This window comes from Roseateles hydrophilus (genome assembly GCF_026712245.1).
GTDB classification, from domain to species: Bacteria; Pseudomonadota; Gammaproteobacteria; order Burkholderiales; family Burkholderiaceae_C; genus Pelomonas; species Pelomonas hydrophilus.
In genome coordinates this window covers 339,507-357,138 of sequence record NZ_JAPPUY010000004.1, presented here as the reverse complement: position 1 = coordinate 357,138, position 17,632 = coordinate 339,507, and the positions used below count along the sequence as shown (strand labels likewise).

17 protein-coding genes are annotated in these 17,632 nt (G+C 68.8%); 9 read left to right on the top strand and 8 right to left on the bottom strand.

Features of this window, described 5'->3' with window-relative positions:
- Positions 1 to 22: 22 nt before the first annotated feature.
- Positions 23 to 667 carry an arylesterase gene (locus NYO99_RS16655; protein ID WP_268168369.1) on the bottom strand — a complete coding sequence of 215 codons (645 nt, stop codon included), beginning with the start codon at positions 665 to 667 and terminating at the stop codon, positions 23 to 25.
- Here NYO99_RS16655 and NYO99_RS16650 point away from each other — a divergent pair.
- Positions 666 to 1,340 carry an ABC transporter ATP-binding protein gene (locus tag NYO99_RS16650; protein WP_268168368.1) on the top strand — a complete coding sequence of 225 codons (675 nt, stop codon included), beginning with the start codon at positions 666 to 668 and terminating at the stop codon, positions 1,338 to 1,340. The genes NYO99_RS16655 and NYO99_RS16650 overlap by 2 nt on opposite strands.
- 143 nt (positions 1,341 to 1,483) lie before the next feature.
- On the opposite strand, the gene NYO99_RS16645 is transcribed toward NYO99_RS16650, so the two are convergent.
- From NYO99_RS16645 to NYO99_RS16620, 6 genes are all read right to left on the bottom strand, one after another.
- Positions 1,484 to 2,722, bottom strand: coding sequence for a cystathionine gamma-synthase family protein (locus NYO99_RS16645; protein ID WP_268168367.1), 1,239 nt, complete (start codon positions 2,720 to 2,722; stop codon positions 1,484 to 1,486).
- A gap of 64 nt (positions 2,723 to 2,786) precedes the next feature.
- The gene (locus tag NYO99_RS16640; RefSeq protein ID WP_268168366.1) at positions 2,787 to 3,578 is read right to left on the bottom strand and encodes a peptidylprolyl isomerase; all 792 of its coding nucleotides are present in this window, start codon (positions 3,576 to 3,578) and stop codon (positions 2,787 to 2,789) included.
- Between the two features lie 71 nt (positions 3,579 to 3,649).
- Entirely contained in the window at positions 3,650 to 3,913 is a 264-nt protein-coding gene (locus NYO99_RS16635; protein ID WP_268168365.1) for a BolA family protein, read from the bottom strand.
- Positions 3,910 to 4,539: a septation protein A gene (locus tag NYO99_RS16630; protein ID WP_268168364.1), complete on the bottom strand. Its 630-nt coding sequence runs from the start codon at positions 4,537 to 4,539 to the stop codon at positions 3,910 to 3,912. The genes NYO99_RS16635 and NYO99_RS16630 overlap by 4 nt, the downstream gene beginning before the upstream one ends.
- 113 nt (positions 4,540 to 4,652) lie before the next feature.
- Positions 4,653 to 5,069 carry a peptide-methionine (R)-S-oxide reductase MsrB gene (gene msrB, locus NYO99_RS16625; protein WP_268168363.1) on the bottom strand — a complete coding sequence of 139 codons (417 nt, stop codon included), beginning with the start codon at positions 5,067 to 5,069 and terminating at the stop codon, positions 4,653 to 4,655.
- Complete coding sequence (locus NYO99_RS16620) at positions 5,066 to 6,526, bottom strand: protein adenylyltransferase SelO (protein ID WP_268168362.1); 1,461 nt, start codon at positions 6,524 to 6,526, stop codon at positions 5,066 to 5,068. Before NYO99_RS16620 ends, msrB begins: the two co-directional genes overlap by 4 nt.
- Positions 6,527 to 6,660: 134 nt before the next feature.
- Between NYO99_RS16620 and NYO99_RS16615 the strand changes: the two genes are divergently transcribed.
- The 6 genes from NYO99_RS16615 (at position 6,661) to NYO99_RS16590 (ending at position 13,600) form a co-directional block, all read left to right on the top strand.
- The gene (locus tag NYO99_RS16615) at positions 6,661 to 8,307 is read left to right on the top strand and encodes a 3-(methylthio)propionyl-CoA ligase (RefSeq protein ID WP_268168361.1); all 1,647 of its coding nucleotides are present in this window, start codon (positions 6,661 to 6,663) and stop codon (positions 8,305 to 8,307) included.
- A 56-nt stretch (positions 8,308 to 8,363) separates the two neighbouring features.
- On the top strand, positions 8,364 to 9,617 hold the full coding sequence (locus NYO99_RS16610; RefSeq protein ID WP_268168360.1) for a branched-chain amino acid ABC transporter substrate-binding protein: 1,254 nt from the start codon (positions 8,364 to 8,366) through the stop codon (positions 9,615 to 9,617).
- Positions 9,618 to 9,815: 198 nt separating this feature from the next.
- Positions 9,816 to 10,778: a branched-chain amino acid ABC transporter permease gene (locus tag NYO99_RS16605; RefSeq protein ID WP_422395515.1), complete on the top strand. Its 963-nt coding sequence runs from the start codon at positions 9,816 to 9,818 to the stop codon at positions 10,776 to 10,778.
- Positions 10,778 to 12,076 (top strand): branched-chain amino acid ABC transporter permease, encoded by a 1,299-nt coding sequence (locus NYO99_RS16600; protein ID WP_268168358.1) that lies wholly within the window; start codon positions 10,778 to 10,780, stop codon positions 12,074 to 12,076. The genes NYO99_RS16605 and NYO99_RS16600 overlap by 1 nt, the downstream gene beginning before the upstream one ends.
- Positions 12,073 to 12,852 carry an ABC transporter ATP-binding protein gene (locus NYO99_RS16595; RefSeq protein WP_268168357.1) on the top strand — a complete coding sequence of 260 codons (780 nt, stop codon included), beginning with the start codon at positions 12,073 to 12,075 and terminating at the stop codon, positions 12,850 to 12,852. Before NYO99_RS16600 ends, NYO99_RS16595 begins: the two co-directional genes overlap by 4 nt.
- 40 nt (positions 12,853 to 12,892) lie before the next feature.
- Positions 12,893 to 13,600 (top strand): ABC transporter ATP-binding protein, encoded by a 708-nt coding sequence (locus NYO99_RS16590; RefSeq protein WP_422395511.1) that lies wholly within the window; start codon positions 12,893 to 12,895, stop codon positions 13,598 to 13,600.
- A 23-nt stretch (positions 13,601 to 13,623) separates the two neighbouring features.
- On the opposite strand, the gene NYO99_RS16585 is transcribed toward NYO99_RS16590, so the two are convergent.
- A complete protein-coding gene (locus tag NYO99_RS16585; RefSeq protein ID WP_268168355.1) occupies positions 13,624 to 14,130 on the bottom strand; it encodes a diguanylate cyclase domain-containing protein in 507 nt (168 codons plus the stop codon).
- Between the two features lie 244 nt (positions 14,131 to 14,374).
- On the opposite strand from NYO99_RS16585, the gene NYO99_RS16580 reads away from it, so the two are divergent.
- Together NYO99_RS16580 and NYO99_RS16575 are read left to right on the top strand one after the other, a co-directional pair.
- A complete protein-coding gene (locus NYO99_RS16580) occupies positions 14,375 to 14,926 on the top strand; it encodes an ECF-type sigma factor (RefSeq protein ID WP_268168354.1) in 552 nt (183 codons plus the stop codon).
- 3 nt (positions 14,927 to 14,929) lie between these two features.
- Positions 14,930 to 17,623, top strand: a complete 2,694-nt coding sequence (locus NYO99_RS16575; RefSeq protein WP_268168353.1) for a serine/threonine-protein kinase — start codon at positions 14,930 to 14,932, stop codon at positions 17,621 to 17,623.
- Positions 17,624 to 17,632: the final 9 nt, after the last annotated feature.

Here is a 17,632-nt window from a genome sequence, read left to right as displayed (position 1 = left end):
CGGCGCCCGCGCGGGCGCCGCGTCAGAGCAGCGGCCGCAGCGCCGGCCAGACGTTGTCCAGCATCGTCGGGTGGGCCTTGGCCAGCGGGTGGATGCGGTCGGGCTGGAACCATTCCAGCGCGTCGGCCCGGTCGGCCACCCCTTTCAGCAGGAAGGGCACGAGGCCGGCCTTGACCTGCTTGGCCACGTCACCAAACAGGCCCTCGAACTCGCGCCCATAGCTGGCACCGTAGTTCGGCGGGACCTGCATGCCGACGATGACGACCTTGGCACCGGCCGCCTGCGCGGCGCGTGCCATGGCCAGCAGGTTGTCGCGCGTGCCGCTCAGCGGCAGGCCGCGCAGCGCGTCGTTGCCGCCCAGCTCGAGGATGACGATGGCCGGCTTATGCGTGCGCAGCGCGGCGGGCAGGCGGCTGCGGCCGCCCGCCGTCGTGTCGCCGCTGATGCTGGCGTTGACGACGCGATGCGGCTTCTTCTGCTGCGCCAGCCGCGCCTGCAGCAGTGCCACCCAGCCGCTGCCGGCGGCGATGCCGTATTCGGCCGACAGGCTGTCGCCGACGACGAGCACCACGGGCGCTTCGGCCGCCGCAGTGACCCCTGACGTCCAGCTGGCCAGCGCCCCAACGCTAAAGTGCGCCAACCACCAACGCCGCCGCAGTCCCGACATGCCCGAAGTCCTTGTCCAAGTTGATCAGATCACCAAGCGCGTGCGCGACGCGACCGGGGAGCTGACGATTCTGCATGACATCAGTTTCGAGCTGACCGCGCAGGAGTCCGTCGCGATCGTGGGGGCATCGGGCTCCGGCAAGAGCACGCTGCTGGCCATCCTGGCGGGCCTGGATGTGCCCAGCGCGGGCACCGTCAAGCTGCGCGGGCAGGACCTGTTCACGCTGGATGAGGACCAGCGCGCCGCCGTGCGCGCACAGGAGCTGGGCTTCGTGTTCCAGAGCTTCCAGCTGCTGCCCAACCTGACGGCACTGGAGAACGTGATGCTGCCGCTGGAGCTGCGCGGCGCGCGCGATGCCCGTGACCAGGCGGCTGCGATGCTGGGCCGTGTGGGCCTGGGGGAACGCCTGGGCCATTACCCGCGCGTGCTGTCGGGCGGCGAACAGCAGCGCGTGGCGCTGGCGCGTGCCTTTGTGCAGCGGCCTGCGCTGCTGCTGGCCGACGAGCCCACCGGCAGCCTGGACTTCGCGACCGGCGCGGCCGTGATGGAACTGATGTTCGAGCTCAACCGCGAGGCCGGCACGACGCTGGTGCTCGTCACGCACGACCGCGAGATCGCGGCGCGCTGTGAGCGCCAGCTGCGCATCGAGGCGGGCAGGCTGGCTGTCGCCTGAGCCCCTCGCCCGGTCTGGCCTCGCTGAACGCGGGCGCGCCCGGTCGGCCCCCCGGGGGATGGCGATGCGCACGGCATCGAGCCGCGAGCACATCGCCCGACGGGCCGGCTTGGGGCGGCCCGGCGCTCGGCCCGGGCAGTCCGTCAGGCGGCCAGCGCCTGGTCGAAGTCAGCGATCAGGTCTTCCGCCGCTTCCAGCCCCACCGACAGCCGCACCAGCCCGTCGGCAATGCCCATCGCGGCGCGGGCTTCGGCGCCCATCTCCCAGAAGATGGTCGGCGCCACCGGGATGATCAGCGAGCGCGTGTCGGCCAGGCCCGTGGCCTTCAGCGGCAGGCGCAGCCGGTTCAGCACGTCGACGAGGCGGCCGGCGTCGCCCAGCTCGAAGGCCATCATCCACGAGCCGCCGCCGAACCAGTCGCGGGCGCGGGCGTGCTCGGGGTGGCTGTCCAGCATCGGGTAGTGCACCTTGGCGATGGCCGGGTGGGCCGCCAGATGGCGGGCCAGCGCCAGCGCCGTGTCGCTGCTGCGCTTCAGGCGCAACTCCAGCGTCTCCATGCCGACGAGGATGCGGTGCGCCGCTTCGCTGGACAGCGTGCCGCCCATGTCGCGCAGGCCCTTTTTGCGGATCTGCTGCAGGCCCCAGCCGCGTGGGTCGCCCTGGCGGTAGGCCGGGAAGATGTTGGGGTAGCTGGACCAGTCGAAGCAGCCGGTGTCGGTGACCGCGCCGCCCAGCGCCTCGCCGTGGCCGGCCAGCGTCTTGGTCAGCGAGTTCATGACGAGGCCGGCGCCGAAGTGCTTCGGCCGGCACAGCGCCGGTGACGTGACCGTGTTGTCGACGACGTACAGCAGTCCGTGCTCACGGCACAGCGCGCCAATGCCTTCGAGGTCGGGGATGCGCGTGCTGGGGTTGGCGATGGTCTCGGCGAACACCATGCGCGTCTCGGGCCGCAGCGCGGCCCGCACGGCAGCCACGTCGCCGGCGTCGACGCGGCTGACGGCGATGCCCAGGCCCTCCAGCGTCTGGAACAGGCTGTTGGTGTTGCCGAACACGCGGGCGCTGGTGACGAGGTGGTCGCCAGCCTTGAGCAGCGTCAGGAACAGCGCCGTCAGCGCTGCCATGCCGGTGGCGAAGCTGATGCTGCCGGTGCCGCCTTCCAGTTCGGTGATGACGGCTTCCAGCGCTGCCGTCGTCGGCGTGCCCTGACGCGCGTAGTTGAAGCTGCCTTTGACCTTGCCCTGGAACACGCCGATCAGGTCCTCGACCTTGTCGTAGGCGTACTGCACGGACGGGTGGACGGGCGCGTGGACGCCGCCGGAATGGCGGTCGCCACCGGTGGCGTGGACGAGGCGGGTGCTGAGGGCGTCGTGGGCGTCAGTCATGGCGTGGGGCTCAGATGGCAAAAGACCCGCCGGAGCGGGTCTTGGCGTAGGTCTGCTGAGCAGCTTACTTGCTGAAGGTGTAGTCGGTCTTGGCCTTCTTGATCAGGCCGTCCTGGAACTCGGCCATCTTCTGCTGTTCGATGCGCTGCTTGATCTGGGCCTTGACGTCGTCAAAGGCCGGGAAGGTGGCAGCGCGGGTGTCTTCCAGCTTGATGATGTGGTAGCCGAACTGGCTCTTCACCGGCTCTTGCGTCATCTCACCCTTTTGCAGCGCGGTCATGGCCTTGCTGAATTCGGGCACGAAGTTGTTGGGGTTGGCGAAGTCCAGGTCGCCGCCGTTCTGGGCCGAGCCGGTGTCCTTGGAGTTCTTCTTGGCCAGTTCCTCGAAGCTGGCGCCGCCCTTGATCTGGGCGATCAGGGCCTTGGCGTCTTCTTCCTTGTCCACCAGGATGTGGCGGGCGCGGTATTCGTTGCCGGTGTTGGCGGCCTTGAACTTGTCGTACTCGGCTTGCGCCTCGGCGTCGGCCACCGGGTTCTTGGCCTTGAAGTCTTCCATCAGGCCGCGGATCAGCAGCATCTGGCGGGCCAGTTCCATCTGGGCCTTGTAGTCGCTGCTTTGCGGGATGCCGGCCTTCTCGGCGGCCTGCATGAAGATCTCACGGCGGACGACTTCGTCCTTGACCTGGGCTTCCAGTTCAGGCGAGCGCTGCTGCTGGCCGCTCTTGGTGACCTGCTGGATCAGCGTCTCCATGCGGGCCTTGGGCACGGGCTTGCCGTTGACGGTGGCGATGTTCTGCGCGATGGCAGCGGCCGGGACCAGTGCCGCGACGGCGGCGGCGAGCGCAAACTTCTTCATGGATGGAGAGATCAGGTGGTGCTAAAAAAATCGCGCCCGGATTGGGCGCGTGGTTTGGTCACGCCCGGCCTTCAGGCTTCACCCGGCGCCTTGGCGTCAATCGCCAGGGCGTGGATGCCGCGCTGCATCAGGTCGGTCAGGCAATGATAGACGAGGCGGTGGCGCGCGATTCTTTGCAGACCGGTAAAGCGGGCCGACACGATGGTCACATGAAAGTGCCCCCCCTCGCGGGCGCCGGCATGGCCGGCGTGGTCGGCACTGTCGTCGCGGATCGTCAGCAGCGACGGGGCCAGCTCGGCCTGCAGCCGGCGTTCAATGTCGGCGGCGATGCTCATGGCTTGTCCTCCTCGGGCGGCAGGTGCTTGCCGAGGTAGACGCTCTGTGCGACGGTGAACACCAGGATGAGGCCGGTGACGCCGAAGACCTTGAAGTTGGCCCAGGCCGACGTGGAGAAGTTGTAGGCGACGTAGAGGTTGACGACGCCCATCGCCGCGAAGAACAGCACCCAGGCGCGGTTGAGCGTGGCCCAGATGGCATCGGGCAGCTTGAGCTGCGCGCCCAGCATGGCCTGGATGAGGTTCTTGCCGAACACGGCCAGCGAGAGCCAGAGCGTGAGCGCCATGGCCCAGTACAGGCCGGTGGGCTTCCATTTGATGAAGGTCTCGTTGTGGAACCAGATCGTCGCGCCGCCCAGCACGACGACCAGCGCCAGGCTGATCCACAGCATCAGGTCGATCTTCTGGCCGCGCACTTTGAGGATGGCGGCCTGCGCCAGCGTGGCCAGCATGACGACCACGGTGGCCAGCAGCACGGGCGCTTCCTTGGGGCCCACGACGCCGCCCTGTACGAGGAAGCCGAAATGCTGTGTCGCGAATGCGGCCGCAGCCTCGGGGTTGCCTTCCGCGCCCTTGAAGGCGATGAAGAACAGGATGAGCGGCAGGAAGTCGAGCAGTAATTTCATCTTCAATGGACCGTCGAGGCGGAGTGCCTTCCCAAGCGACTGCCGCGGAACCGGCTTTGCCGGGCCGCTGGCCGTGCCCCTTGAGGGGGCTCGCGGAGCGAGTAGGTAGTGGGCTAATTCTCCCCGACGAAGTCGATGGCGGCCGAGTTGATGCAGTAGCGCTCGCCGGTGGGCTCGGGGCCGTCCGGGAACACATGGCCCAGGTGCGATCCGCACTGGTTGCAGCGCACCTCCACGCGCACCATGCCGTGGCTGCGGTCGACGACGCGCTCGATGACCTCGCTGTTCACCGGCGCCCAGTAGCTGGGCCAGCCGCAGCCGGCATCGAACTTGGTGTCGGCCTCGAACAGCGGCGTGCCGCAGCCGACGCAGTTGTAGTGGCCGTTCTCGAAGTGGTCCCAGTACTTGCCGGTGAAGGCACGTTCCGTCGCCGCATGGCGGGCGACCTGGTACTGCATCGGGTCCAGCTGCTCGCGCCATTCGGCGTCGGTCTTCTGGACGGGGTAGGTCTTGGTGCTGTCGTGGGTCATGATGAGCAGGAGACTTCGAGGCTGTGGGCCCAGTCGGGCGGCAGGGCCGCGTCGGCCGGGTTCTCGGGTTCGTCGAACGGGCGGCTCAGAACTTTCAGCAGCCGCCCGACTTCGCTGAAGTCGCCCCGCTGCGCGGCCTGGATGGCGCCTTCGGCCAGGTGGTTGCGCAGCACGACGGCGGGGTTGACGGCCAGCATGCGCGCCTCGGCGTCGGGCGCCACGCGGGTGCGCCAGCGGGCCAGCCAGGCGTCCAGCGCATCGCGGTCGATGAACAGGTCGCGCAGCGGCTCGGGGTCGGAGAGCGCGCGGGACAGGCGGCGGAATGTGATCGTGAAGTCGGCGCGTGACGCGGCCATCAGCTTCAGGAAGTCGTCGGCCAGCGCCTGGTCGCCGTCGTCTTCGCCCGTGAGGCCCAGCTTGGCGCGCATGCGGCCGAGCATCTGGCTCGCGAAGCGGCCACGGAAGGCGTCCACGGCCTCCAGCAGCCGCTCGCCCGACGCTTCGGCCTCCTGCTCGGTGGCGACGGGCAGCAGCGGCATCAGCGCCTGGGCCAGCGCATGCAGGTTCCAGAACGCCACGCCGGGCTGGCGCGCATAGGCGTAGCGGCCACGGTCGTCGCTGTGGTTGCAGATGTGGCCGGGGTCGAACGCATCCATGAAGCCGAAGGGCCCGTAGTCCAGCGTCAGGCCCAGCAGGGACATGTTGTCGGTGTTCATGACGCCGTGGCAGAAGCCGATGGCCTGCCAATGCGCAACGAGGTCGGCCGTCTGCAGCGCCACTTTCTGCAGCAGCGCGACGGCGGGCTCGGGCGCGCTGGCGCATTCCGGCGCGTGGTGGGCGATGAACCAGTCGGCCAGGCGGCGCAGCGCGTCGGGCTGGCCGTGGTGTGCGAAGTGCTCGAAGTGGCCGAAGCGGATGAAGCTGGGCGCGACGCGCGTGACGACGGCGGCGGTCTCGAGGGTCTCGCGCCGCACCGGCAGGTGCGAGCCGGTGATGCACAGCGCCCGCGTCGTCGGCACGCCCAGTGCGGCCATGGCCTCGGAGCACAGGAACTCGCGTATGGACGAGCGCAGCACGGCGCGGCCGTCGGCGCGGCGGGAGTAGGGCGTCATGCCGGCGCCCTTGAGCTGCAGCTCCAGCGGGCCGCCGGGCGCGTCGACCTCGCCCAGCCACAGCGCGCGGCCGTCACCCAGCTGGCCGGCCCAGACGCCGAACTGGTGGCCGCTGTAGACCGAGGCCAGCGGGCGCATGCCGGGCCAGGTGGTATTGCCAGAGAACGTGTCCAGCGCGCCGCTGCGCGACGCCCAATCGGCGGGCCAGCCCAGCAGCTCGGCGCAGCCCGGGCTGGTGGCGACCCAGTGCGGGTCAGGCAGGCCCTGGGCCGGCAGCTCGGTGTAGAAATCGGTCCCCAGCGCGGCGAAGCGGTTGGGCCAGTGCAGGCCATCCAGCGGTGTCATCGCACCAGTTTAGTGAGAGGCCTGTGAGCCTCGCCGGCCTGGGTGTTTCCCCGGGGGCTGAGGGTCGCGGTTGTGACGTTTAGGGGCTCTCGCGCGACGCTAGACTGAACCGACAAGATGGCCAGGAGACAACCATGGCATTGATGGGCCGCATGATGTCGGACCCGCTGCTGATCTCGTCGTTGCTCAAGCACGCCGAGCGGCATGCGGGCGAAACCGAGATCGTCAGCAAGCGGGTCGAAGGCGACCTGCACCGCAGCAATTGGCGCGAGGTGGCGCTGCGTTCGCGCCAGGCCGCGCAGGCCTTCTCGCGGCTGGGTTGCCAGCCCGGCGACCGCATCGGCACGCTGGCCTGGAATGGCCACCGCCACCTCGAAATCTATTTCGGCACCTCGGGTTCGGGCCTGGTCTGCCACACCATCAACCCGCGCCTCTTCCCTGAGCAGATCGTCTGGATCGCCAGCGACGCCGAGGACCGCGTGCTGTGCTTCGACGCGACCTTCCTGCCGCTGATCGAAAAGATCGCGCCGCTGCTGAAGACGGTGCAGCATTTCGTGTTGATGACGTCGCGCGCCCACATGCCGGCGGCCAGCGCCATTCCCAACCTGCTGTGCTTCGACGAGCTGCTGGCGGCCGAGAGCGGCGACTACACCTGGCCAGCACTGGACGAGAACACCGCCTCCAGCATCTGCTACACGTCCGGCACCACGGGCAACCCCAAGGGCGCCGTCTACAGCCACCGCTCCACCGTGCTGCACGCCTACGCGTCGGCGCTGCCGGACGCGATGGACTGCTCCAGCCGTGACGTCATCCTGCCCGTTGTGCCGATGTTCCATGTCAACGCATGGGGCCTGCCGTACAGCGCGGCGCTGGTGGGCTTCAAGCTGGTGTTTCCCGGCCCGCACCTCGACGGCAAGAGCCTGTACGAGCTCTTCGAGGGCGAGCAGGTCACGTTCTCGGCCGGCGTGCCGACCGTGTGGCTGGGCTTGTTGAACTATGTGAAGGCCAATGGCCTGAAGTTCTCCAGCTTCAAGCGCACCGTCATCGGTGGCGCGGCCTGCCCGCCCGCGATGATGAAGTCGCTGCAGGACGACTTCGGCATCGAGGTCATCCACGCCTGGGGCATGACGGAGATGTCGCCGCTGGGCACGCTGTCCAAGCTGACGACGCGTCAGCTGGGGCTGCCCGCCGACGCGCAGCAGCGCCTGCTGGAGAAACAGGGCCGCGTCATCTACGGCGTGGACATGGCCATCATTGACGACGACGGCCGCTCGCTGCCGTGGGACGGCGCATCAGCAGGCAACCTCGTCGTGCGCGGCCACTGGGTCATCAGCCAGTACTTCAAGAACGATGCGTCGCCGCTGGTCAGCGTGGACGGCGAGCCAGGCTGGTTCCCGACCGGCGACGTGGCCACCATCGATGCCGACGGCTTCATGCAGATCACCGACCGCAGCAAGGACGTCATCAAGTCCGGCGGCGAATGGATCTCGTCCATCGACCTGGAAAACATCGCCATGGCCCACCCGGCCGTGTTCGAGGCGGCAGTCATCGCGGCGCGCCACCCGAAGTGGGATGAGCGCCCGCTGCTGGTGGTGGTGAAGAAGCCCGATGCCACCGTCACGCGCGAGGAACTGCTGGCCTTCTACGACGGTCGCATCGCCAAGTGGCAGGTGCCGGACGATGTTGTCTTCGTCAGCGAGATCCCGCACACCGCCACCGGCAAGATCCAGAAGTTGAAGCTGCGCGATCAGCTCAAGGACCACCGCCTGCCGACGGCGTGATCCGCTGTCGCTGGGCGTCCCGATTCCCGTTCCCATCCACAACAAAGGAGACAAGCATGTTGGACATCACCTCGGTCCGCTTTCCCGTGCGCGCACTCACGGCAGCTGCCGCCCTCGTGCTCGCGGCCGGTGCCGCCCATGCCCAGAAGGGCGAGACGGTCAAGCTGGCCTATATCGACGCGCTCTCCGGCCTGATGGGCCCCGTGGGGCAGAACCAGGTCAAGACCTTCCAGTTCCTCGGCGAGAAGTTCAACAAGAGCAATCCGGCCGGCGTGAAGTTCGAGGTCGTCACCTTCGACAACAAACTCAGCCCCGCTGAGTCGCTGAACCTGTTGAAGGCTGCCGCCGACCAGGGCATCCGCTACATCATGCAGGGCAACGGCTCCAGCGTCGCGCTGGCGCTGAGCGATGCGGTCACCAAGCACAACGAGCGCAACCCCGGCAAGGAAATCGTCTACCTGAACTACTCGGCCGTGGACCCCGACCTCACCAACAGCAAGTGCAGCTACTGGCACTTCCGCTTTGACGCCGACACGTCGATGAAGATGGAAGCCATGTCGTCCTTCATCAAGGACCAGGCCGACGTGAAGAAGGTCTTCCTGCTGAACCAGAACTACGCGCATGGCCACCAGGTCGCCAAGTACGCCAAGGAGACGCTGGCCCGCAAGCGCCCGGACATCCAGGTCGTCGGCGAGGACCTGCACCCGCTGGCCTCCGTGCGTGACTTCGCACCCTACGTCGCCAAGATCAAGGCCAGCGGCGCCGACACCGTCATCACCGGCAACTGGGGCTCCGACCTGGCGCTGCTGGTCAAGGCCGCCAACGAGGCGGGCTACAACGGCAAGTTCTTCACCTACTACACCGGCGTGACCGGCACGCCGACGGCGCTGGGCACAGGTGGTGCGGGCCGTGTGTTCCAGGTCGCCTACAGCCACTACAACATGGGCGGCCAGGTGCAGAAGGATGCCGAGGAGTACAACAAGCGTTTCAACGACGACATGTACACCCTCAGCATCCACAACATCTACACGATGCTGAGCCAGGCCATGGCCAACGCCAAGTCCACCGACCCGGTGAAGGTGGCCGCGGCGCTGGAAGGTCTGACGGTCAAGGGCTTCAATGGCGATGTGACCATGCGAAAGACCGACCACCAACTGCAGCAGCCGCTGTTCATCTCGGTCTGGCAGAAGGCCGATGCCAAGTTCCCGTACAGCCCCGAGAAGACGGGCATGACGCTGGCGCCGGTGAAGCAGTACGACTCGTATGTGTCGTCGACCCCCACGTCCTGCCAAATGAAGCGGCCCGGCTAAGCCGTCTTGCTGCTGCGCGGGCCGATCTCGGGCTCGTGATGCTCGCCGTACGCGTGTACGGCTGCGCGTCCCGAACTCGGCCTCGGCCCGCTCGCGACGCAACCCAGCTCAGCTGGGAGCGTGGTTTCTGAAGGGGCAGTTTTGGATCAAGTCTTCATCAATCTGCTGAACGGCCTGTCCTCCGGGCTGCTGCTGTTCATGCTCAGCTCGGGCCTCACGCTGATCTTCAGCATGATGGGCGTGCTGAACTTCGCGCATGCCAGCTTCTACATGGTGGGCGCCTACGTGGCCTACTCGCTGGTGGGTGTGCTGGGCTTCTGGCCGGCGCTGCTGCTGGCGCCGCTGGCCGTGGGCGTGATGGGCGCGGGCTTCGAGCGGCTGGCGCTGCGGCGCGTGCACAAGTTCGGCCATGTGCCGGAACTGCTCATCACCTTCGGCCTGTCCTACGTCATCTTGGAACTGGTGCAGCTGGTGTGGGGCCGCACGGCCGTGCCGTTCACGCCGCCGCCGGAGCTGCAGGGCTCGGCGTTCACCATCGTGTCGCATGCGTCGCAGGGCATGTCCCTGGTGCTGGGCAAGGCCGGGCCGGACGTCTGCGCGGCTGCGGTGTCCTGTTCCAACTTCCCGCTGACCAAGGTGTTCATGATGGCCGTGGCGCTGCTGATGCTGCTGGCGTTGTGGCTGCTGCTGACGCGCACCCGGGTGGGTCTGGTGATCCAGGCGTCCCTCACGCACCCCGAGATGGTGGAGGCCCTGGGCCACAACGTGCCGCGTGTGCTGATGCTGGTGTTCGGCAGTGGCTGTGCGCTGGCCGGCCTGGCCGGTGTGGTGGGCGGCATCACCTTTGTGACCGAGCCCAATATGGCTGCCTTCATTGGCGCCATCATCTTTGTCGTTGTCGTCGTGGGCGGCATCGGCTCGCTGGCCGGCGCGTTCGTTGGCTCCATCGTCGTGGGCCTGCTGCAGACGCTGCCGCTGACGGTCAACGGCTCGCTGGCGACGCTGATGACGTCGCTGGGCTTCACCGTCACGCAGGCCACGCCGGGCTACCCGCTGCTGCGGCTGACGATGGCCGAGGTCGCGCCCATCCTGCCCTACCTGCTGATGGTGTTGATCCTGATCTTCCGGCCCAAGGGTCTGTTGGGCACGCGGGAGGATTGATGAGCAAGCCCAAAGAATTTCATTTCAAGCCGCTCAACGTCGGTCGCTGGATCGTCTGGGGCTTCTTCGCACTGATCCTGTTGGTTGCGCCCAAGATCTGGACCAGCGGCCTCGCGCAGACCATGCTCACGCAGATGGGCATCGGCATCATTGCCTGCCTGGCCTACAACATGCTGCTCGGGCAGGGCGGCATGCTGAGCTTCGGCCATGCGGTGTACAGCGGCATGGGCGCTTTCCTGACCATCCATGCGCTGAACATGGCGGGTGCGGGCACGCTGGGCATCCCGGTCAGCCTGATCCCGCTGGTGGGCGGCCTGGCCGGCCTGCTGTGCGCGGTGTTCCTCGGCTACGTGTCGACGAAGAAGGCGGGCACGCCGTTCGCGATGATCACGCTGGGCATCGGCGAGCTGGTGTTCGCGCTGGCGCTGATGCTGCCGGAGTTCTCTGGCGGCGAGGGTGGTGTGTCCAGCAACCGCGTCGTCGGCCAGCCGGTCATGGGCATCACGTTCGGCCCGCAGATCCAGGTCTACTACCTCGTGGCCGTCTACTGCTTCGTCTGCACGGCGCTGATGTTCGCGCTGACGCGCACGCCGCTGGGGCGCATGCTGAACGCCGTGCGCGACAACCCTGAGCGTGTGGAGTTCATCGGCTACGACACGCACTGGGTGCGCTTCCTCGCGTTCACGCTGTCGGGCTTCTTCGCCGGCATCGCGGGCGGCTTGGGCGCCATCAACACCGAGATCGTCAACGGCGGCGACGTGCTGCATGCGGCGCGCTCTGGCGCCTACCTGCTGTTCACCTTCCTGGGCGGCGCGATGTTCTTCTTCGGGCCCATCATCGGCGCGGTGTTGATGGTGTTCTGCGGCGTCATGCTGGCCGAGCTGACCAAGGCCTGGCTGCTGTACCTGGGCCTGGTGTTCCTGTTCATGGTCATGTACGCGCCCGGCGGCGTCGCCAGCCTCATCCTGATGAACCTGCGCGTTGCGGCCTTCGGCAAGCTGGGCAAGATCTGGACGTCCTACCTGGCCCTGGGCGGCGCGGCGCTGGCCGCGCTGGTGGGCGCGGCGGCCATGATCGAGATGCTCTATCACCGCCAGCTCAACGAGGCGCTGGGGCCTGAGCTGCGCTTCATGGGCGCCACGCTCAACAGCTCGGGCGTGGACGCCTGGTTCGGTGCCGGCTTCATGATCGTCGTGGGCGTCGGCCTGTTCGAGCTGGCGCGCCGCCACTACGTGCAGCAGTGGGGCGCCATCCAGGAAGACATCGAGAAAGAAATCAAGCGGAGGGAAGCGCTGTGAGCAGTTACGCCCTCGAACTGCGCGATGTGCGCAAGAGTTTCGGCAAGAGCGAGATCATCCGTGGCGCCAACCTGGCCGTGCAGGCCGGCGAGCGCGTCGCCATCATCGGCCCCAACGGCGCCGGCAAGAGCACGCTGTTCAACCTCATCAGCGGCCGCTTTGCGCCGACGTCCGGCGAGATCCATCTGCATGGCTCGCGCATCGACGGCCGCAAGCCCTACGAGATCAACCGCCAGGGCCTGTCGCGCAGCTTCCAGGTGTCCAACCTCTTCACGCGGCTGTCGGTGTTCGAGAACATCCGCTGCGCCGTGCTGTGGAGCCTGGGCCACCGCTATGCGTTCTGGAAGTTCCTCGCCGATCTGGACGATGCCAACGACCGTGCCGAGCAGATCCTGGAGATGATCAAGCTCGACAAGCGCCGCGACGTGCTGGCCATGAACCTCACCTACGCCGAGGCGCGGGCGCTGGAGATCGGCATCACCATCGCCGGTGGCTCCAGCGTCATCCTGCTGGACGAGCCCACCGCCGGCATGAGCAAGAGCGAGACCAAGCGCTTCATCCAGCTCATCCGGGAAGTGACCGTCGGCAAGACGCTGCTGACCGTGGAGCACGACATGGGCGTCGTCTTCGGCCTGGCCGACAAGATCGCCGTGCTGGTCTATGGCGAGGTCATCGCCTTCGACACGCCGGACGCCGTGCGCGCGAATGCGCGTGTGCAGGAGGCCTATCTGGGATCGGTGCTGGCCGAACAGCAGGCCGCGGGAGCCACAGCATGAGTGCGGCGCGCCGGGCGTTTTCGCAGGATGAGGGGAATCAATGAGCGGGCGCATCCTCAAGCTGGACAACGTCCACGCCTTCTATGGCAAGAGCCATGTGCTGCACGGCGTCAGCCTGCAGGTGAACCCGGGCGAGATCGTCAGCCTGCTGGGCCGCAACGGTGCGGGCCGCTCCACGATGGTCAAGACCATCATGGGCCAGGTCGACGCCAAGGGCTCGGTGCGGTGGGGCGACGAGGAGCTGGTGGGTCGCGAGGCCTACGAGATCGCACACCGCGGCATCGGCTACGTGCCCGAGAACCGCGACATCTTCCCCAAGCTCACCGTGCACCAGAACCTCATGCTGGGCGAGAAGTCGGGCAAGAAGTCGCCGCGCTGGAGCTTCGACGACATGTACCGCATGTTCCCGCGGCTCAAGGAGCGCCAGCACACCGAGGCCGGCGTGCTGTCCGGCGGCGAGCAGCAGATGCTCACGCTGTGCCGCACGCTTATGGGCGACCCCGACCTCATCATGATCGACGAGCCCACCGAGGGCCTGGCGCCCAAGATCGTCGAGCTGGTGGCGGAGTACCTGAAGGAGCTGAAGAACCGCGGCATTGCGGTGCTGCTGGTGGAGCAGAAACTGGCCATCGCGCTGGAGATCTCCGAGCGCTGCTACGTGATGGGCCACGGCCGCATCGTGTTTGAGGGCACGCCGGCCGAGCTGCGCAGCAATGCCTACATCCGCAAGGAGTGGCTGGAGGTCTGAGCCCCCGCCGTCAAGGCTGAGGCTCAGACGGGCGTGCCGAGGTTGTGGCGGGCTGCTTCGGCCAGATCGCAGCCGTTGCGGCCCGTCTGCGGGAACAGCGCGGTGCCTACGCGCACGCCGAGCTGGATGAGGCGGCTCTCCACACAGTAGGTGCCGCGCAGCGCCTGCGTCAGGCGTTGCTCCACCAGCCGCGCCTCGGCAGCGCCGGCTGCCAGCAGCAGCACGGCAAACGCCGAGCCGCCCATGTAGACCACCTCGTCGGTGCCGCGCACGCGGTTGCGCAGCCGCAGGCTCACCGTCTGGATCAGCGCGTCGTGCTCGGCAGTGCCGGGTTCGGCACCGGCTGCCGGGGGGGCGTCCGCCTCGATCCACAGCAGCGCCAGCTGGCCGTTCTCGCGGCGGCACTGTGCAAACTGACGTGACACGCGCAGGCCGAACGCGGCCGTGGACTCGGCCAACGGCAGCCGCGACGTGGCGCTCGTGCGCGGCGCAGAGCTAGAAGCGGTGGTGATCAGGGGCGCTGGAGACATGGTGCTGTCGTGATGGAGGCTGGCTGCGCGCGCTGCCGGCCAGCACGCGGTGTCGGGTGAGCGTCGGTGGCAACCCGGCCCCGGCTGTTGCCGCCTCCCTGGCCTCGATCGCCACCAACTCTCCCCGTGACAAACGGGGCGTGGCGCCGAAACCCGACATCGTTCGCAAAAAAGTTTTCTATGCATGGCTGCGGCGGGGTCTTGTGCGGGAGAGCGGCGGCCATCCGCCGTTAGAGTCCGTGCCGTGCAAGACATCACCCTGTTGCTGCAGGCTGCCCACCAGGGCGATCGTTCCGCCGCCGACGCCGTGGTGGCCCAGCTGTACACCGACCTGCAGCGGCTTGCGCGCCGTCACGTGCGCCAGGCCGGGCACATGACACTGCTGGACACGACCGCTCTGGTGCATGAAGCGTGGTTGCGCCTGGCCGGGGGCGATGGCAAGGACTTCCCCGACCGCCGCCATTTCCTCGCCTATGCCGCCCAGGCCATGCGCTCCGTCGTCATCGACCTTGTGCGCGCCCGCCAGGCCGAACGCCGGGGCGGCGGCCAGCAACACCTGACGCTGGACACGCTGTTGGCCGAGCAGCTGCCGCACGGCGACGACACGCTGCTGCGCGTGCACGAGGCGCTGGACGAGCTCGCGCAGGTGGAGCCCCGCCTCGCTCAGGTGGTGGAGATGCGCTACTTCGCCGGCCTGCGTGAGCAGGAGATCGCTGAGGCGCTCGGCGTCACCGAGCGCACCGTGCAGCGCGACTGGCAGAAAGCGCGGCTGTTCCTCTCGATGAGCCTGGGCTGACACATGAAACCGCTGGACAAGGGCCGCTGGCTCGCCCTCAGCCCGCTGCTGGACGAATTGCTGGACCTGGACCCCGCCGACCGCGCGGCCCGCCTGCAGGCGCTGCAGGCCAGCGACCCGGACACGGCCGCCGCGCTGCGCGATCTGCTGGCCCGCGCCGACGGCCTGGAGCAGCAGGGCTTCATGGCCGCGCCCGCGGTGGACCTGCTCCAGCCAGGGCTGGCCGGCGCTGCCGCTGCCCCAGTGCTGCCTGACCTTGCTGGCCAGGCCATCGGCCCCTATGTGCTGGAGCGCCAGCTGGGGCAGGGCGGCATGGGCACGGTCTGGCTGGCGCGCCGGGCCGACGGGCGCTTCGAGGGCCGGGTGGCCGTCAAGTTCCTGATGGCTGGCCTGCTGGGCCAGCACGACAGCGGCCGTTTCGCGCGTGAGGGGGAGATCCTCGCCCGCCTGTCCCACCCGCACATCGCGCGCCTGCTGGACGCCGGCTTGCACCAGGGCCAGCAGCCCTACCTCGTGCTGGAGTACGTGGATGGCCAGCCCATCGACGTCTACTGCCGCGTGCAGCAGCTCGACGTGCAGGCGCGGGTGCGCCTGTTCCTGGACGTGCTGGCCGCCGTGGCGCATGCCCATGCGCGCCTCATCCTGCATCGCGACCTCAAGCCCAGCAACATCCTCGTCACGCCCGCGGGCGACGTGAAGCTGCTGGACTTCGGCATCGCCAAGCTGCTGGGCGATGCCACCGAGGCCAGCCAGGGCGCGGCTGCCACCGAGCTCACGCGCCGTGCTGGCAGCGCCTTCACGCCGCAGTTCGCGGCGCCCGAGCAGGTGCAACAGGCCGACGTGACGACGGCCACGGACGTCTACGCCCTGGGCGTACTGCTCTACCTGCTGCTCAGCGGCAGCCACCCGACGGCAGACGACACGCAGACGCAGCTCGACCGGCTGAAGGCCGTCGTCGAGCTGGTGCCGCGGCGGTTGTCCGAGGTCGCGGCCAGCCAGCCGGACGAGGCCATCGCCGGCCAGGCGCGCGAACTGCGCGGCGACCTGGACACTATCGTCGCCAAGGCGCTGAAGAAGTCGCCCGCTGACCGCTACGCGAACGCTGAGGCGCTGGCCAGCGACCTGCGCCGCTGGCTGGCGCACGAGCCCATCAGTGCGCGGCCGGACAGCCGGCTCTACGTGTTCCGGCGCTTCGTGCGGCGGCACCGGCTGGGGGTGGCGAGCGGCGCGCTCGCCGTGCTGGCCCTGCTGGGCCTGACGACTGTCAGCGCCTTGCAGGCCCGCCGCGCCGAGGCGGCCGAGCAGCAGGCCGAGCAGCGCCGCCAGCAGGCGGATGAGCTGCTGGCCTACATGCTGGGCGACTTCGCGGACAAGTTGCGGCCCGTCGGCAAGCTGGAGCTGCTGGACAGCATCGGCGGGCGCGCGCTGGGCCACTTGTCGGCCGAGCAGCCCCGCCATGCGGCCGAGCGCTTGAACCGCGCGAAGGCGCTGACGGTGATCGGCGAGGTGCGTGTCACGCGCAGGGAATTGGACGAGGCACTGGCGCCCCTGGCGACCGCGCGGGCGCTGCTGGCCGGCGACCCACCCGAGCCCGCGCTGACCGCAGCCTGGCGCAAGGCCCAGGGCGCAGCGGCGTTCTGGGCGGGGCAGGTGCACCAGCTGCAGCGCGACTTCGGCGCAGCCCGGCAGGACTGGGAGGCCTATCGACAGGTGAGCGAGGCCTGGCTGGCCCAGGCGCCGCAGGACCGCGAGGCGATGCTGGAGCTGTCCTCCGCGCAGACCAACCTGGGCGTGCTGGCGCTGGAGAGCGAAGCCCAGGTGGCCGAGGCGGCGCGGGCGTTCGGCGAGTCCGTCGGGCTGAAGCGCCGCGCCCTGGTCGGCTTGCCTGACGACAAGCGCAACGGGGCGCTTGTCGACATGGCGGGCAGCCTCAGTTGGCTGGGCCAGGCCCGGCTGTGGCTGGGTGAGGCGGACGTGGCTGCGGCGACGTTCCGGGAGGCCCTCGAGATGCTGAAGCCGCTGCGCCGCGCGCAGCCCGGTGACGCATCCCTGGCAAACCGGGAGGCCATCCTGAGCCGCTGGCTGGGCGAAGCCCTGGCCGCCCAGGGGCAGGCGGCCGAAGCGCGCGTGGCGCTGCAGGCGGCGCAGGCAGGGTTTGCCGAGCTGGTCGCGCGCGATGCTTCCAACCGGCTGTGGCGCACCGACGCGCTGGTCACCGAGCTGCTGGCGCTGGAAGTGGCCACACCGCCGCCGGCGGTGCTGCGCCCCCAGCTGCAGGCCCTCGGCGCGCAGCTCGATCAGCTGGCGCAGGCGGGCGACGCCGTGCGCGTGCGCCGTCTGCCTGACCGGGCCCGCTGGGCGCTGCTGATGTGGCGTGCCGCGCCAGCCGACGGGCGGGCTGCGGCGCTGGCGACCCTGGAAGCCGTGCGCACCTCGCTGCGTGATGCGCTGCGGCCGCGCCCTGGACAGCTCCGCCTGGCGCGGGCGCTGGCGCGGCTGGACACTGTCCTGCTGGCAGCCGCGCCTGCCGACCCGCATGCCTGCGACGCGGCCCGGCAAGACCTGGCGCTGCTGCACAGCCTGGTGGCGCACGACCCACTGGTGGGCGAGCTCGCGCGCGCAGCGGCCCGCTGTGGCAGCGCAGCAGACGCGATACCCGTGGCAAATGCCCGCGCCACCGCCGCTTCCGGCCCCTGAAGCGCACGG

What these genes read in the sequence shown, in the direction of transcription:
- NYO99_RS16650 (WP_268168368.1), top strand. Translation starts at nt 666, where the DNA reads ATGCCCGAAGTCCTTGTCCAAGTTGATCAGATCACCAAGCGCGTGCGC.
- NYO99_RS16655 (WP_268168369.1), bottom strand. Translation starts at nt 667, where the DNA reads ATGTCGGGACTGCGGCGGCGTTGGTGGTTGGCGCACTTTAGCGTTGGG.
- NYO99_RS16645 (WP_268168367.1), bottom strand. Translation starts at nt 2,722, where the DNA reads ATGACTGACGCCCACGACGCCCTCAGCACCCGCCTCGTCCACGCCACC.
- NYO99_RS16640 (WP_268168366.1), bottom strand. Translation starts at nt 3,578, where the DNA reads ATGAAGAAGTTTGCGCTCGCCGCCGCCGTCGCGGCACTGGTCCCGGCC.
- NYO99_RS16635 (WP_268168365.1), bottom strand. Translation starts at nt 3,913, where the DNA reads ATGAGCATCGCCGCCGACATTGAACGCCGGCTGCAGGCCGAGCTGGCC.
- NYO99_RS16630 (WP_268168364.1), bottom strand. Translation starts at nt 4,539, where the DNA reads ATGAAATTACTGCTCGACTTCCTGCCGCTCATCCTGTTCTTCATCGCC.
- msrB (WP_268168363.1), bottom strand. Translation starts at nt 5,069, where the DNA reads ATGACCCACGACAGCACCAAGACCTACCCCGTCCAGAAGACCGACGCC.
- NYO99_RS16620 (WP_268168362.1), bottom strand. Translation starts at nt 6,526, where the DNA reads ATGACACCGCTGGATGGCCTGCACTGGCCCAACCGCTTCGCCGCGCTG.
- NYO99_RS16615 (WP_268168361.1), top strand. Translation starts at nt 6,661, where the DNA reads ATGGCATTGATGGGCCGCATGATGTCGGACCCGCTGCTGATCTCGTCG.
- NYO99_RS16610 (WP_268168360.1), top strand. Translation starts at nt 8,364, where the DNA reads ATGTTGGACATCACCTCGGTCCGCTTTCCCGTGCGCGCACTCACGGCA.
- NYO99_RS16605 (WP_422395515.1), top strand. Translation starts at nt 9,816, where the DNA reads ATGCTCAGCTCGGGCCTCACGCTGATCTTCAGCATGATGGGCGTGCTG.
- NYO99_RS16600 (WP_268168358.1), top strand. Translation starts at nt 10,778, where the DNA reads ATGAGCAAGCCCAAAGAATTTCATTTCAAGCCGCTCAACGTCGGTCGC.
- NYO99_RS16590 (WP_422395511.1), top strand. Translation starts at nt 12,893, where the DNA reads ATGAGCGGGCGCATCCTCAAGCTGGACAACGTCCACGCCTTCTATGGC.
- NYO99_RS16585 (WP_268168355.1), bottom strand. Translation starts at nt 14,130, where the DNA reads ATGTCTCCAGCGCCCCTGATCACCACCGCTTCTAGCTCTGCGCCGCGC.
- NYO99_RS16575 (WP_268168353.1), top strand. Translation starts at nt 14,930, where the DNA reads ATGAAACCGCTGGACAAGGGCCGCTGGCTCGCCCTCAGCCCGCTGCTG.